General features: G+C 38.0%; 12 protein-coding genes. 8 read left to right on the plus strand and 4 right to left on the minus strand.

Features of this window, described 5'->3' with window-relative positions:
- Positions 1–132 precede the first annotated feature (132 nt).
- The 5 genes from carA (at position 133) to FFJ24_RS15660 (ending at position 5,276) form a co-directional block, all read left to right on the plus strand.
- A complete protein-coding gene (gene carA / locus FFJ24_RS15640; RefSeq protein ID WP_138818099.1) occupies positions 133–1,245 on the plus strand; it encodes a glutamine-hydrolyzing carbamoyl-phosphate synthase small subunit in 1,113 nt (370 codons plus the stop codon).
- Positions 1,246–1,449: 204 nt separating this feature from the next.
- Positions 1,450–2,211, plus strand: coding sequence for an ABC transporter ATP-binding protein (locus tag FFJ24_RS15645; RefSeq protein ID WP_138818100.1), 762 nt, complete (start codon positions 1,450–1,452; stop codon positions 2,209–2,211).
- A 177-nt stretch (positions 2,212–2,388) separates the two neighbouring features.
- Positions 2,389–3,465, plus strand: coding sequence for an ABC transporter permease (locus FFJ24_RS15650; protein WP_138818101.1), 1,077 nt, complete (start codon positions 2,389–2,391; stop codon positions 3,463–3,465).
- Positions 3,466–3,579: 114 nt separating this feature from the next.
- Positions 3,580–4,536: a Fic family protein gene (locus FFJ24_RS15655; protein ID WP_138818102.1), complete on the plus strand. Its 957-nt coding sequence runs from the start codon at positions 3,580–3,582 to the stop codon at positions 4,534–4,536.
- Positions 4,537–4,592: 56 nt separating this feature from the next.
- A complete protein-coding gene (locus FFJ24_RS15660; RefSeq protein WP_138818103.1) occupies positions 4,593–5,276 on the plus strand; it encodes a hypothetical protein in 684 nt (227 codons plus the stop codon).
- Between the two features lie 90 nt (positions 5,277–5,366).
- Here the strand turns inward: FFJ24_RS15660 and FFJ24_RS15665 are convergent, their stop codons facing one another.
- From FFJ24_RS15665 to kbl, 4 genes are all read right to left on the minus strand, one after another.
- Positions 5,367–5,942: a TetR/AcrR family transcriptional regulator gene (locus FFJ24_RS15665; protein ID WP_138818104.1), complete on the minus strand. Its 576-nt coding sequence runs from the start codon at positions 5,940–5,942 to the stop codon at positions 5,367–5,369.
- Between the two features lies 1 nt (position 5,943).
- Complete coding sequence (locus tag FFJ24_RS15670; protein WP_138818105.1) at positions 5,944–6,354, minus strand: hypothetical protein; 411 nt, start codon at positions 6,352–6,354, stop codon at positions 5,944–5,946.
- A complete protein-coding gene (gene pheS / locus FFJ24_RS15675) occupies positions 6,354–7,394 on the minus strand; it encodes a phenylalanine--tRNA ligase subunit alpha (RefSeq protein WP_121283580.1) in 1,041 nt (346 codons plus the stop codon). Before pheS ends, FFJ24_RS15670 begins: the two co-directional genes overlap by 1 nt.
- A 148-nt stretch (positions 7,395–7,542) precedes the next feature.
- Positions 7,543–8,730 carry a glycine C-acetyltransferase gene (kbl, locus tag FFJ24_RS15680; protein ID WP_138818106.1) on the minus strand — a complete coding sequence of 396 codons (1,188 nt, stop codon included), beginning with the start codon at positions 8,728–8,730 and terminating at the stop codon, positions 7,543–7,545.
- 242 nt (positions 8,731–8,972) lie between these two features.
- Here kbl and FFJ24_RS15685 point away from each other — a divergent pair, with 242 nt between their 5' ends.
- From FFJ24_RS15685 to FFJ24_RS15695, 3 genes are all read left to right on the plus strand, one after another.
- Complete coding sequence (locus FFJ24_RS15685; protein WP_138818107.1) at positions 8,973–11,420, plus strand: DUF5686 and carboxypeptidase regulatory-like domain-containing protein; 2,448 nt, start codon at positions 8,973–8,975, stop codon at positions 11,418–11,420.
- 257 nt (positions 11,421–11,677) lie between these two features.
- Complete coding sequence (locus FFJ24_RS15690; RefSeq protein ID WP_138818108.1) at positions 11,678–12,613, plus strand: rhodanese-related sulfurtransferase; 936 nt, start codon at positions 11,678–11,680, stop codon at positions 12,611–12,613.
- A 231-nt stretch (positions 12,614–12,844) separates the two neighbouring features.
- Positions 12,845–15,724, plus strand: coding sequence for a triple tyrosine motif-containing protein (locus tag FFJ24_RS15695; RefSeq protein WP_138818109.1), 2,880 nt, complete (start codon positions 12,845–12,847; stop codon positions 15,722–15,724).
- Positions 15,725–15,823: the final 99 nt, after the last annotated feature.

Below are 15,823 nucleotides of genomic sequence, written 5' to 3' on the forward strand. Positions count from 1 at the left end.
AAAGCATATCTTTGTACCCCGAAATGGAAGGGATATATTCATCTTTTTTTGCACCCTGCAAATACGGCTTTAATGCCGAAAGCCATTCTTTTTTCAACTCTTTTTTAAATCAAAATCCATATTGTAATTACCATGACTAACTACACCAAGTTACCTGCGATTTTATTACTGGCCGATGGCACAGTTTTTTACGGCAAAGCGGCCGGAAAAATTGGGACTACTACTGGCGAAATTTGTTTTAATACCGGGATGACAGGTTACCAGGAAATTTTCACAGATCCAAGTTATTTTGGACAGATAATGGTTACCACCAATGCACATATTGGCAATTATGGTATCCATAAAGATGAAATCGAATCGGGTTCGATTAAAATTGCCGGTTTAGTCTGCAAAAATTACAACATCGTTTATAGCCGTAAAGAAGCAACAGAATCAATCCAGGATTATTTCCAGAATGATAATTTAGTTGCCATTTCTGATATTGATACACGTGCATTGGTTCGACATATCCGCGACAAAGGTGCCATGAACGCCATTATTTCTTCGGAAATAACTGACTTAGAGGAATTAAAACAAAAATTGGCCGAAGTACCTTCCATGGAAGGTTTAGAACTTTCATCTAAAGTTAGTACAAGCGAACCATATTTTTACGGTAACCCTGAGGCAAGCTTAAAAGTTGCCGCTTTAGATTTAGGCATCAAGAAAAACATTTTGCGCAGTTTTGAAAACCGTGACATCTATGTTCAGGTTTTCCCGGCTAAAACGACCTTTGCTGAAATGGAAAAATTCAGTCCTGATGGTTATTTCATTTCTAACGGTCCTGGCGATCCATCGGTAATGCCTTATGCGGTAGAAACCATCAAAGATATATTAGCAGAAGATAAACCCTTGTTCGGTATCTGCTTAGGTCACCAGTTATTGGCCGAAGCTAACGGTATCGGTACCATGAAAATGTTCAACGGTCACCGCGGATTAAACCACCCGGTTAAAAACATTATCAAAAACCACTGCGAGGTTACCTCACAGAACCATGGTTTTGGTGTAATTCCGGATGAGGTTAGAAACTCTGATAAAGTAGAAATTACACATGTTAACCTAAACGATAAATCAATCGAGGGAATCCGTGTTAAAGGCAAAAAAGCATTCTCAGTTCAGTATCACCCAGAGTCTTCTCCAGGTCCACACGATTCGCGTTACTTATTCGATGATTTTGTTGAAGTAATGAAAGGCGAACTGGCTTGGTAAGGTAAGGTTTAAGGTAAAAGGCTAAAGGTTAAAGGCCAAAATACAATAAAAAGATCTGCGGATTTGCGGCAAAAATAAGCTGTCGATCCGCAGATTTCTTTTGTAACCTATTTTCGCCTGCTTAAAACATCATTTTACCGACATTTTCGACTCTGAGTCTAAAAATTCATTTCCTATTCATTTAAAGCTCCTTACATTCGCAACATGGAAACAAAAAAAGCCATTATCAGTGTTAAAGACCTGGTAAAAAAATATGATGATTTCGTAGCCGTTCAAGGGCTTAGTTTTGAGGTATATGAGCATGAGATTTTCGGTCTGCTTGGCCCTAATGGCGCTGGAAAAACCACTACCCTCGAAATTATCGAGACATTGAGAGCTAAAACATCAGGTGAAATTATTGTTAATGGTTTTTCTGTTGATAAACATCCGCAGGATATTAAACAGATTATTGGTGTACAGCTACAGGCAGCTGGTTATTATCCAAATCTAAACCTGATCGAACTGATTGAACTTTTTGCAGGGTTATATGGCGCCAACATTAAACCCATGGAGATGCTAGAGAAAGTGAACCTTCAGGATAAGGCCAAAGCCAAATACAAAGCACTTTCTGGCGGACAAAAGCAGCGTTTCTCTATAGCGACAACGCTCATCAACCAACCAAAGATTATTTTTTTGGACGAACCTACAACAGGCCTGGATCCACAGGCCCGCAGAAATCTTTGGGATCTGATTACAGAAATCCGGGATGCAGGCACAACCGTGGTGATTACCACACACTATATGGACGAGGCTGAACAGCTTTGCGATCGCGTTGCTTTTGTAGAACGAGGACAAATTATAGCTCTGGATACGCCTGACAACTTAATAGACAAATTAGTAAATAGTGGTTTTGAACGCAAAAAAGAAGTTAAAAAGGCCAATCTGGAAGATGTTTTCATCAACCTTACCGGTCAGGAATGGAGATAATAATTAAAATTCTTTCTCTTGAAAAGCAAGGGCAGCATTCCAGTTAAGGTTACTCCCGCTTTTCGTTACAATCTTTTTGTAAATCTTATGCCCAAATAAAAGCATCTAAAACAAAAAGGATTTACACTACAATCGGGTTTAAGAACATAAACAGCACAACTATTAATCAAATAGTAAATGAAAAAATACAATAACCTTACAGCAACCCTGGCCCTTGCCAAAGCGAGTTTCCGATCGATTATGCGGAGTCCATCGGCAGTAGTATTTACGCTTGCTTTTCCTTTGATATTTATCCTTGTTTTTGGCTTTTTGGGCGGTGGCGGAACCCATATCGATGTTGGGGTAACACCAGGTTCTGATGTGAACAACCCGGTAATGGGAATGCTAGAAAAAACAGGAATGATCCGTCTGGTTAAAGATAAATCTAAAGCCGAATTTGATAAATTACTTGAAAAGGGCAATGTTGATGCCATGATTGATGTGCACAGGAAAGTAAATTCTGCCGCCTATTCAGTTAATGTGATTTACACCTCAGCATCGAGAGATAAAGGCGGGATTTTAAAATCGGTTTTAAATAATATTTTTTACGACAAAACTTTAAAACCAACTGTAGCTGAAATAAAAGAAAGTACCATCACAGGCCGTGAATATAAAACCATCGATTTTATCCTCCCGGGCCAATTGGGCTTTTCGCTATTAAGCACAGGCGTTTTCGGTACAGCATTTGTATTCTTGAGTCTCCGTCAAACCCTCGTAATTAAACGCTTTTTTGCTACTCCCGTAAAGCGTTCGAGCATTGTAATTGGCGAAGGAATTGCCCGCATTGGATTTGCCTTAATTGGTGCGTTATTTATCATTTTAATTGGCCATTTCTTTTTTGGCTTTACCCTTGTACATGGTGTAATCACAGTAGCCAACATGCTTATACTGGCCACAATGGGCATTATTGTTTTTATGGGCTTTGGCTTTATTATCTCCGGCATTGCCAAAAGCGAAAGTATGGTGCCTCCAATATCAAATATTATTACCCTGCCACAGTTTTTATTGTCTGGAACATTCTTTTCTATCGAGGCTTTTCCAAGTTGGTTACAACCGATTAGCCGGGCCTTACCCCTTACCTATTTAAACGACGCCATGCGTAAAGTAGCCTTTGAAGGCGTTGGCCTGTGGGATGTTAAATTCCAGATCATGATCTTATTGCTTTGGGGTATTGGCATTTATGCCGTGGCGGTAAAAGTATTTAAGTGGGAATAAGCACCCTAAAAACATTTTAAAATGATAATGTAACGTTATCATTTTTTTTGGCTAAAAAAATTAATATCGGATAGGTTTACTTTTATGTATAACCGATAATTAGTATATTTGATTATGTGGGATTTTGATTTAAGCGATTTAGAAGAGCTGTTACCGCAAATAAAAAGGTTATACGAAAAAAAGGCCAGGTTAGAAACTTCGAGGCCCCTGCCTAACAGTGCCCTACACCGTATTAAAGAAGACCTCACGCTCGAGTGGACTTACAACTCAAACAGTATAGAAGGAAATACCTTAAGCCTGAAAGAAACCCAGATGGTTTTACAGGAAGGCATGACCGTAAAGGGAAAATCACTTAGGGAACATTTCGAAGCCTATAACCACGAAAAAGCCATTGATTACTTATATGGCTTAGTCAAAAAAAACTATACGTTAAGGAGCATTGATATCCTATCGCTGCATGGCCTGGTATTGCGAAGCATTGAAGATGATTACGCGGGTCGCTTAAGAAATGGCGGAGTACGTATTGTAGGTGCAAATTTTACGCCGCCAAATGCCAGTAAAGTTTCTGATCTGATAGATCAGCTGATCACTTTTATTAACGATAATCCGCTGGGATTAAATGATATTGTATTGTCTACTATTTTCCACCATAAACTGGTTTGGATCCATCCATTTTTTGATGGGAATGGGCGTACTGTAAGGCTTGCGATGAATTTACTACTTATGCGAAGTGGCTTCCCCCCTGCTATCATCCTCAAGAACGACAGAAAGAAATACTACGAAGCCCTTAATCAGGCTAACAAGGGCAATTACCATAAACTTTGTTTATTGATGTTACAAGCTTTAGAACGTTCGTTAAATATCTATATAAATGCATTGCCTGGAAACACTTACGGAGATTACGAACCCATATCACATATCGTTTCAGAACCTGATGTTCCTTATGGCCAAGAGTATGTGAGCCTATTGGCAAGGCAAGGCAAAATTGATGCCTATAAAGAAGGCAAAGATTGGCTTACCACAAAATCTGCCGTACAAAGCTATATTAGAACACGTAAAAGAAAACGTTAACCTTTTTTAACTTTTCGTTGCATGATATTGATGTAATTTTACCGAAAAAACATTTAATGAAAAGTTTAATCATCTTTTGCGGTATTTTAATGATAACCAATACTTTAAAAGCACAGTTTAAATTCTTAGCCAATAACAGTTCTGATCAATATAAGGCCAAAATTTTTGTTGATAAATGTGAAGGGAATGCTTGTAGCGGAAAAGCCACTATTATTGTTTACGACAAGGTGAGAGACCGTGAAATTGATACTTTTCATTCAGATGGCCTGGAGTTTGGTTTAACTGAAACACAGAATGCTAAACTTGGATGGCTGGAACTAGGCAAATATCAAACCCCTTTAATTTTCGGTGATTTTAATTTCGACGGCCTTGAGGACCTTGCCATCAGAAATGGTAGTAAAGGTGCTTATTCGAGTCCATCTTATGACGTTTATTTAGCAGCAGCTGAAAACAAGTTTCTATTGAACAATGAACTTACCAAACTGGCCAGTGAAAACTTAGGTATGTTTGATGTAGATAAAAAATTAAGACAGGTATCAATCCACCAAAAGGACGGTTGCTGTTTTGACAAAACCATCAACTACAAATTTGACGCTAAAAAGGCACCATACGAAGACTCATCGGTAATTGAAGATTCGAGCATTGCCGACTATGTTACCGTAATTACCCAAAAACTGGTTGATGGCAAAATGAAAAGAACCGTGCAAAAATTTAAGATGAAAGATTATTATAATCAATAGCCGACCACAGATGCACACAGATAAACACGGATTTCTATCTGTGTTCATCCTTTTTTATCTGTGGTTAATTATACAGAGCTTAATTGCTTTTTAAAGCGCTGCTTTTACCAAAAATGGCAGTATTTCTTTCTGGAAACTTACAAAGTTCTTACGCACATCTGAATCGCTAACTGAAGTAAATGCAAATGAAAACACGATACTTTTACTTGCTTTTAGCAAAAAGGCTAAGCCTTCTCTTCTTGCAGGATTATTCTTAAAGTTATCCAATTGTAAATAAGCGGATAAAAGTAAGGCTTCAAGCTGATCTGATAAATGTTTTAAAAACTCCTGCGAATTTGCGTTTTCACGAACAAAATCCCAGCCGATAAATTCATTACACGCGGTAAATGATAAGCGGCTTGTTTTCATCACCAGTGCTTTTAAGTGCTCTTCTTCTGAAGCGTAACTTACTTTATTGTGCAGTATTTCGTAAAGGTTCTGATCCAGATAATCCATCAGAATACTATCTAAAACCTGCTCTTTGCTCTCAAAATATTTGTAAATGGTAGCTTTAGCGATACGGGCCTTTTTTGCAATTTCGTTTACACTGGTTTTATGGTAACCGTATTTTCTAAATAGTTCTTTGGCAGCCTTTTTTACTGTTTCTTTTATTTTTTCAGCTTCCATTTTAATTGCTTACGTGTAATAGTGTGTTGCCTTGCAAAGAAATATTATAGGCTTTTAGACTTCTTTCGGCAGGTGCTTTTTGTGGACTTCCATCGAGCAGTGAGAATTTAGCTCCGGAACAAGGGTCGGTTGCTGTTACACCACTATCATCGGGTGCTACCTTGCAGATCTTCTCCGGATTTACTGTGCTACAGCGATCGAAGGCGACATATCCTCCAAGTGGTGTTTTTACGATTAGTAATCCACCTACTCCGTTGTTCGAAACTACCAGGACATTATTTACTGCTTTTAAGCTAAATTCAGTTATCGTTACATTATAATTTACTGGCACATCAGGAATGTAACCTTGATCTTTACCACAACCTGTAACAATTAGCAGTACAAACAATATACTGAATAAATATTTCATCATTAAATTAAAGCAGATTTAAATTGCTTTAAGAAACGTGCATCATTCTCAGAGAATAAGCGCAAATCTTTAATTACATATTTCAGATTGGCGATACGTTCTATTCCCATTCCGAATGCAAAACCACTGTATTTTTTTGAATCAATTCCACAGTTTTCCAAAACATTTGGATCTACCATACCACAGCCCAGAATTTCTACCCAACCACTGTATTTACAAAACTGACAGCCGGCACCTTTACAAATGGTACAAGAAATATCCATTTCTGCAGATGGTTCGGTAAAAGGGAAATATGACGGACGGAAACGTACTTTGGTACCTTCTCCGTATAATTCCTGAACGAAATAAAACAAAGTCTGCTTTAAATCGGCAAATGAAACATTTTCATCAACATACAAACCTTCCACCTGATGGAAAAAACAGTGTGCACGGGCAGAAATAGCTTCGTTACGGTAAACACGGCCCGGCATAATTGCTCTGAATGGTGGCTGACCTTGCTCCATCATGCGTACCTGTACCGAAGATGTATGCGTACGTAAAGCAATATCGCCTTTCTCTCCACCTTTTTTAATAAAGAAAGTATCCTGCATATCTCTGGCAGGATGCTCTTCAGGGAAATTTAGTGCCGAGAAATTATGCCAATCGTCTTCAATTTCAGGACCCTCTGCTACCGTAAAACCAAGTTTTGCAAAAATCTCGACAATTTCTCTTCGTACTAAGGCTAAAGGATGGCGTGAACCAATCTCGAAACCTTCGCCAGGTAAAGTTAAATCCAATTGCGAATTTTCACTTTTAGTATCAGTGCTTTCGGTTGACTCTTTTAAAGTCTGATATTTTGATTCTGCAAGCTGTTTAAATTCATTTAAAACCTTGCCCAACGATCTTTTTTCTTCAACAGAAACAGATTTGAATTCGTCGAAAATTTCTTTTATAATGCCTTTGCTTCCTAAATATTTAATGCGGAATTGCTCTAACTCGTCTGCTTTTTCAGTTACGAAAGCATTAATTTTATCGGTATATTGTGTTATTTTGTCCTGTAACATGGCTTCAAATATACAGCAAATTATCTAATATTTTTAAGGTAAACGGGTTCAAATAATCTGTTTACAATACCATTATAAAAGAAAATGAACCCATAAAGCACAAAAGCCGCTTAATGCGGCTTTTGTAATTATAGCAGATTTATAAGTTTTAAATTACGCCTAATTCTTTACCCACCTTGGTAAACGCAGCGATTGCTTTATCTAAGTGATGTTGCTCGTGCCCGGCTGATAACTGTACACGGATCCTTGCTTTGCCTTGAGGTACCACCGGGTAAAAGAAACCGATTACATAAATGCCTTCTTCCAACATTTTCGCAGCAAATTGTTGGGCAGTCTTGGCATCATATAACATTACAGGGACAATGGGGTGGAAACCTGGTTTAATATCAAAACCGGCCTCGGTCATTTTCTCACGGAAATATTTGGTATTGTTTTCTAATTTATCTCTCAATGAGGTGGTTTCGCTCAACATATCCAATACCGCAATTGATGCACCTGCAATAGCCGGAGCAAGAGTATTAGAAAATAGGTAAGGACGTGAACGCTGACGCAGCATGTCGATAATTTCTTTTTTTCCAGAAGTAAAACCTCCTGATGCACCACCTAAAGCTTTACCTAAAGTACCGGTAATGATATCAATACGGTCGATCACATTGAAATGCTCGTGTGTTCCACGACCATTTTTACCGATAAAACCAGTACAGTGTGATTCATCAATCATGATCAATGCCTCATATTTATCTGCTAAATCTGCAATTTTATCTAGCGGAGCAACAGATCCGTCCATAGAGAAAGCGCCATCGGTAACAATAATCCTATGTCTGCAATCTTTAGCTGCAATTAACTGCTTTTCCAGATCTTCCATATCGGCATTTTTATAACGGAAACGCTGTGCTTTACACAATCTAACACCATCTATAATTGATGCATGGTTTAACTCATCAGAAATAATAGCATCTTCAGCATTAAACAATGGCTCAAAAACTCCACCGTTTGCATCAAATGCAGCAGCATATAAAATGGTATCTTCAGTACCTAAAAATTTGGAAATCTTAGCTTCCAGTTCTTTGTGCACATCTTGTGTTCCACAGATAAAACGTACTGAAGACATTCCATAACCATGATCATCGATTGCTTTTTTTGCCGCTTCTATCACTTTTGGATGAGAAGAAAGTCCTAAATAATTATTTGCACAAAAGTTAACTACTTCAGCACCACCACTTACTTTAATGTCGGCACCCTGAGGTGTAATAATTATACGTTCGCGTTTAAATAATCCAGCGTTTTCGATTTCTTCAAGTTCCTTTTGCAGAACAGGTTGTAATGTTTTATACATGGCCTTTTTATATGGTTGTTTTGACGTCAAAGTTATAAAAAAAAGTATTTTATAACCTAAAAAGGCAATTTTACTCCATTATTTTGCAGATAAACGTTTGACTGATCAGGGGATCTTCGTGATATTATTTTTAAAAACTATCTATCCAGATTATTTTTTTTCGATCTTAACAAACTTTAACATACACCAATGTGTATATAGTCTTAAAGTTATTCGATCTTTATAGCTTACTAATCTAACGTATGATAAGAATTTGCGCGCTCCTGTTTTTTTGCGGCCTCACCAATTTTGCATTTGCACAACATTTTACAGTTACTGGCACAATTAAAGATACGAACGGACAACCTGTTCCATTTGCATCGGTTTATTTAAAAAGCACTACTTCGGGAACCTCTGCAAATATTGACGGAAAATATTCGATTAAGCTGAAAAGCGGTGAGCATACCTTAAGTTTTAGAGCTGTAGGTTACAAACAGCAAGAGCATATTGTAAATGCCTCAGCAAATCTTGTGCTTAATGTAACGCTAACGGCAGAAAGTTATACTTTAGAAAACGTAAATATCAGGGCCAATGCCGAAGATCCGGCTTATGCCATTATCCGTAAGGCCATTAAACAAAGAAAAACACATTTAGAGGAGGTTAAAGTTTTCAGTTGTGATGTTTACATTAAAGGAGTGCAAAGATTAAAAGGTGCACCAAAAAAATTCTTCGGACAGGATATACAGAAAATTTTAGAGCTGGATACTAACCGGAAAGGCATTATATACCTATCAGAATCGCAAAGCAAGTTTAATTTCAGACGGCCAAACGATGTGCATGAAGAAATGATCTCCTCAAAAGTTGCTGGCAGGAACAACTCATTCAGTTTTAACAAGGCATCTGATCTGATCATCAATTTTTACGATAACTACCTGCTCGAAAATAAATTAAGTTCAAGAGGATATATTTCTCCAATTGCAGACAATGCACTCTTCTATTATAAATATAAATTACTGGGCGAAAGCAAAGAAAACGGAGAAATCATCCATAAAATAGAAGTGATTCCCCGCCGTGAAAACGATCCTGTTTTTAGGGGGATTATCTATATTATTGACGATAGCTGGAGAATTTACAATACAGATGTTTACCTGACCAAAAACGCAGGTATCAACTTTATCGATACACTGAACATCAGCCAGCAGTTTACCAAAGTCAATGAGGTTTACATGCCTACGGCTATTAATTTTCAATTTGCAGGTAATGTGCTGGGATTTAAAATAGCCGGTTATTATGTGGGGATTTATAGTAATTATAATCTGGACCCTAAATTTCCAAAAAACTTTTTCAGTGGAGAAATCTTAAAAGTTACTGAAATGGTGAACAAAAAAGATTCCGTTTACTGGAAAAATAACAGGCCTATCCCTTTAACGGAAGATGAAAAAATCAATTATGTAAAAAAAGACAGCATAGCGAAGCTAAAAGAATCGAAAAAATATCTTGATTCTCTTGAAAGAGAAAACAATAAATTTGGTATTGGTAAGCTTTTACTCAGGGGGGTAAGTATTAATGATCGGTATGACAAGGAATATTGGAATTTCGACCCCGTATTAAAAGCTATATTCTACAATACTGTTGAAGGATTTGCCATAAAATATGGTGTTACCTACCGAAAGGATTTTGAGAATAGAAGATCTTATTCTATCCGACCTGAGTTGAGATACGGATTTGCTAACCAGAGGCTTACCGGAAGCTTAACCGGAAGCTATTATTACAACCCGCTTAAACGGGCCAGTGTAGGTGCATCGTTCGGAAACGGAGTCTTCGACCTGAACAACCTGGGCTCTATGACACAGCTGGGCAACACTATTAACTCATTATTTTATGAGAAAAATTTCGCCAAGTTTTACGAAAAGAGTTTTATAAATATCAATACCACCCGCGAACTGGCCTCGGGCCTTCAGGGAAGTGTGGCTGTAGATTACAACCGGAATAAAAGCCTCACCAATAACTCAACGTTTAAATTTATAGATGCGAAAGACCGCGAATTTACATCAAACAACCCTTTTAACCCAACCGAAGACACACCGCTTTTCCCAACCTACAATTCTTTCAGCGCAACAGCAAGTTTAACCTATACTTTTGGGCAGAAATACATTACCCGTCCGGATGGTAAGTTTTACACAGAATCAAAATTTCCTAAAATTACGGTATTATATAAAAAAGGATTTAATGGTGTATTAAACAGCGATGTTGATTACGATTTCGTGAAGCTTGAGGTTTCTCAGGACAGGATCGGATTTGGATTATGGGGTTACACTTCATTTTTGGCAGGTGTAGGCAAGTTCCTGAACAACAAAAACATGTATTACCCTGATTTCAAACATTTCGCAGGTAATATTTCCACCATATTTCCTCCTAATTTAAGGAAATTTCAATATTTAGATTTTTATCAGTTCAGTACCAACCAACAATATTTCGAAGCGCATTTGGAGCATAATTTCGCAGGTTTCTTTATGAATAAAATTCCATTGTTGCGCAAAGCTAAACTGGAAGAATTTATCGGTGGTGGTTATTTATCCTCACCTGAAAAAAGAAATTACAAAGAATTTTATTTTGGTATTCAACGCCTGGTACTGCGGGCAAGTTATGGTTTCGCTTATGATGGCGGAACTAAGTTAACCCAGGGTTTTAGGATATCTTATGGCTTCTGATAAGGTGTAGGGTATAAGGTGTAAGGTCAATGTCATTAAGTTTAAGCCATTGGCACAGGTGAAAATAATTTAACCACAGATAAAAAGGATGCACACAGATATAAAAATTCGTGTTTATCTGTGCAAATTTGTGGTTAAAAAACCTATATTCTGAAAACAGGGGTTAAAAACCTTCTACCTTAAGCCTTCTACCTTCCACCTTTTTTTATTATCTTTGCCCCGCTTTAAACGCCGTTTGCAACGGTATCAACAGCGTTATGAAAAAATATCAAACACTACTTTACTATTGCTATAGTTACATAGCGGAGGCAGAACAATTTGCTGCCGATCATCTTAAATTTTGTAAATCCTTAGATCTTGTTGGGCGTATTATCGTTGCCGACGAAGGTTTAAATGGTACCGTCTCCGGTACTGCTGAAGCATGCAAAGCCTATATGGAAGCGATACATGCTGATGAGCGGTTTGCCAAAACAGAATTTAAAATCGATAATGTAGAAGAACCTTCTTTCCTGAAAATGCACTGCCGTTACAAATCGGAAATTGTACATTCTGGTTTAAGGGATACTTCGATTATTGATCCGAACAAACAAACGGGTAAACATTTGGAGCCGGTAGATTTCATGAAAATGAAAGATGATGAGGATGTCATAATCCTTGATGTGCGTTCTAATTACGAACATAATCTAGGTAAATTTAAGAATGCAGTAACGTTGGATATCGAAAATTTCCGCGATTTCCCTGAGCAGATTAACCAGCTTGCCCAATATAAAGACAAAAAAATATTAACCTATTGCACTGGAGGTATTAAATGCGAAAAAGCATCTGCCCTATTATTGCACCATGGTTTTAACGATGTATACCAGTTGCATGGCGGTATTATCAAGTATGGTAAGGAAGCCGGTGGAAAGGATTTTGAAGGCAAATGTTATGTTTTCGATAACCGCATTGCTGTTGATGTGAACGAGGTAAACCCTACCATTGTTTCGGTTTGCTATAACTGTGGTAAAACTACACCAAAAATGATCAACTGTGCCAATCCGGAATGTAACGAGCACATTACCCAATGCGATGAGTGTGGCGAAGAACTTCAGGGCTGCTGCTCAACAGCATGCACTACTAATCCGCGTAAACGCCCTTACAATGGCACGGGTTATTATGTAAAAGTTCCGCAGCCGGTAGCGGTGAAAGGCTAAAGTGATTAAATAGATGGGTCGTCATCTCGACTGAAACGCAGTGAAATGGAGAGATTTATTGAAATAGATTTCTTGACTTCGTTGCACTCCGCTCGAAATGACGGCAATTTTACGAACTATTGAAATTTTGATCTTTTAGCGCCTGATTCCTTGACATCTACTACCGCTCACCTATATTAAACAATTTTTCACTTACTTTGTGTAATAATGGCTTTATCGAGTAACCATTTTATGCTAAACTATTTCCGTTTTTTATTACTGCTTTCCTGTTTTACAATAAGTGCCTATGCATCAGAAATTAAAAGCATTGGTGTACCCTATATCGAAAATTACCCTAAAGCTGTTTATTCATCAGGGAACCAGAATTGGAGCATAGCAAAAGATAATAAAGGGGTGATGTACTTTGGCAACGCAGAAGGCTTATTAACTTTTGATGGCCGTTACTGGCAGAAATACCAGATGCCAAACCGGCAGATTGTTAGAGCGGTAGCTACAGATAACAAAGGAAGGATTTATACCGGCGGTTTTGGCGAATTTGGTTTCTGGGCGTTTAAAAACAACAAATTAAGCTACAACTCGCTCATCAATTTATTACCAAAAGGCATTAAAATAAATGACGAGGTTTGGAAAATTTATGTAGATCAGGACCGGGTTATCTTTCAGTCTTTCTCCAAAATATTTATTTATAAAAACAATAAAATCGAAGTGGTAAAATCGCCGTCTTCTTTTTTGTTTTTACATAAAGTACGTAATAAGTATATTATTGAAGTGCTTGAAAAAGGTTTATTCGAACTGGTGGGCAATAAATTAATCCACATTCCCAATAGCGAAAAGCTGGGAAAAGAAGGTATTCTGTCCATTCTTCCCTATAAAACTGACGGACTTATTATTGGCACCAGTAAAAACGGTTTATTTACTTACGACGGGAAAGATTTTGCGCCCTTAAACACTTCAGCTAATAGCTATTTAAAAACCTATCAGCTTAATAACGGGGTAAGTTTACTCGGCAAATATTTCGCTTATGGCACTATCCTCAATGGGTTGATTATTATCGACGAAAATGGAAGGGTTGTTCAGCGGATCAACAAATCGAGCGGTTTACAAAACAATACGGTTTTGAGTTTATACGCCGATAATGAACAAAACCTATGGACCGGGCTTGACAATGGAATCGACCGGATAGAATTAAATTCGCCCCTATACTTCTATTTTGATAAAACCGGCCAGTTTGGAACGGTATACTCCAGCATTATTTTTAACAATAAAATTTACCTTGGCACCAATCAGGGCTTATTTTATAGTGAGTGGTCGCCTGATAATTTACTGCCTTTTAATTTTCGGTTGATCCCAAATTCGCAGGGACAGGTGTGGGAACTGACCATTATTGATAACGAACTGATTTGCGGCCACAATAGCGGTACATTCAAAGTAAATGGTGATCAAATTAACTGGTTATCCAGATCTGCTGGCGGGTGGACAATCAAAAAGCTAAACTCCAACCCAAATTACCTCGTTCAAGGTACTTATACCGGACTTTCGCTCTTTACAGAGTCTCCGGGTTCGGGATTAAAATTTGTAACAAAGATTGCAGGATTTGATGCGCCATCGAGATACGTAGAGCAAGATAATAAAGGTGATATCTGGGTAGCACATGCCTATAAGGGTTTATACAAATTGAGTTTAAGCCAAAATTACAGCAACGCTACCAGCGTTAAATATTTCGACGAAAAGAACGGTCTGCCCGGCAATTACAACATCAATATATTCAATTTAGAGAACAAAATTGTGTTTTCTTCTGATGCGGGTTTTTATACTTATGATGAGTTAAGTGATAAATTTACCAAGTACGCAGCGTTGAATAAAGAGCTCGGTTCATTTCAATCCTCCAATAAAATTATCAATGCTGGCGGCAAAAAATATTGGTTTATCAACCACGGTAAAACGGCCCTGGTTAATTTTAGTGAACCGGGCAAGGTAGAGATCGATTCCAATCAATTCAGTATTCTGGATGGCCGCATGGTACAATATTATGAAAACATCAGCCGCATCAGCAACGCGATTTACCTAATTAGTGTGGATGATGGCTTTGTCATTTATAACCCGACTGCGCAACTCAACCAGCAGAAACAAAAACTTCCTGCCGTTTTGATCAGGCGTGTAGAAGATATTACCGATAAATTTTCGCTCATTAGCGAAGCCGGAAACAGCGAAGAAGCAACAGAGATTCAGAACAACCGTAATAATATCCGTATTTCTTACGCACTGCCCTATTACCGTCAGGCCAAGGTTAAATACCAGATTTACCTTGAAGGTTACTCCCGTACCTGGTCTGACTGGAGTTATGCCACCGAAAAAGATTTCACTAATTTAAGCGCTGGAAACTATGTTTTTAAGGTTAGAGCAAAGATAGATGACAGTACGGTGAGTGAAGAAACCGTTTATAAGTTTACCATTTTGCGCCCATGGTACCTGAATAACTGGGCCATACTACTTTATGCCATTCTTTTTGTGACCGTATTGATTGTGGGGAAGAAAATTTATGAAAGGAAGCTGCAAAGGGATAGTCAGAAAATCAGCGAGCGCTTGCAGGCGGAACAGGAAGAAATATTAAGGCAGGAAGCAGAAACGAATGAGAAACAGATCATCAAGCTTCAAACAGAGAAACTTCAGGCAGAACTGGCTTCAAAAAACAGGGAACTGGCCAATTCTGCCATGACATTAGTCTATAAAAATGAGCTACTCCAAAAATTGAGCGACGAGATCACCAAGTTAAAGGATGAAAATGGCAAGAAACTTTCTGACGATCAAACCCGCAAAATTCAGAAAGTTATCAACGACGGCATGAACGATGAGCGCGATTGGCACCTGTTCGAAAATAGCTTTAACGAGGCGCATGAAAGTTTCTTCAAGAAATTAAAATCACAGCATCCCGACCTTGTTCCGAACGACTTAAAGCTCTGCGCTTACCTTAGGATGAATATGAGCAGTAAAGAAATGTCGTCGTTATTGAATATTAGTTTACGTGGGGTAGAAATCCGCAGGTACCGCTTACGCAAGAAGCTGGAAGTACCCCATGATAAAAACTTAACTGAGTTCCTGATGGAGCTTTAATATTACCTCGAGAAACAGATTTTAAGTCAAACTTCTTCAATAACCAGCCTCTTGAACGTTTGCATAAAAAATGGTTTTGACGCTTTTTTATATTATATC

Origin of the sequence: Pedobacter sp. KBS0701 (assembly GCF_005938645.2) — a bacterium.
Classification (GTDB): Bacteria; Bacteroidota; Bacteroidia; order Sphingobacteriales; family Sphingobacteriaceae; genus Pedobacter.

Bases quoted from the DNA above. Each gene is read 5' to 3' on its own strand.
- FFJ24_RS15665 (WP_138818104.1), bottom strand. From the start codon at position 5,942: ATGGAAGCTGAAAAAATAAAAGAAACAGTAAAAAAGGCTGCCAAAGAA.
- FFJ24_RS15645 (WP_138818100.1), top strand. From the start codon at position 1,450: ATGGAAACAAAAAAAGCCATTATCAGTGTTAAAGACCTGGTAAAAAAA.
- FFJ24_RS15655 (WP_138818102.1), top strand. From the start codon at position 3,580: ATGTGGGATTTTGATTTAAGCGATTTAGAAGAGCTGTTACCGCAAATA.
- carA (WP_138818099.1), top strand. From the start codon at position 133: ATGACTAACTACACCAAGTTACCTGCGATTTTATTACTGGCCGATGGC.
- FFJ24_RS15670 (WP_138818105.1), bottom strand. From the start codon at position 6,354: ATGATGAAATATTTATTCAGTATATTGTTTGTACTGCTAATTGTTACA.
- FFJ24_RS15685 (WP_138818107.1), top strand. From the start codon at position 8,973: ATGATAAGAATTTGCGCGCTCCTGTTTTTTTGCGGCCTCACCAATTTT.
- pheS (WP_121283580.1), bottom strand. From the start codon at position 7,394: ATGTTACAGGACAAAATAACACAATATACCGATAAAATTAATGCTTTC.
- FFJ24_RS15650 (WP_138818101.1), top strand. From the start codon at position 2,389: ATGAAAAAATACAATAACCTTACAGCAACCCTGGCCCTTGCCAAAGCG.
- FFJ24_RS15660 (WP_138818103.1), top strand. From the start codon at position 4,593: ATGAAAAGTTTAATCATCTTTTGCGGTATTTTAATGATAACCAATACT.
- kbl (WP_138818106.1), bottom strand. From the start codon at position 8,730: ATGTATAAAACATTACAACCTGTTCTGCAAAAGGAACTTGAAGAAATC.
- FFJ24_RS15695 (WP_138818109.1), top strand. From the start codon at position 12,845: ATGCTAAACTATTTCCGTTTTTTATTACTGCTTTCCTGTTTTACAATA.
- FFJ24_RS15690 (WP_138818108.1), top strand. From the start codon at position 11,678: ATGAAAAAATATCAAACACTACTTTACTATTGCTATAGTTACATAGCG.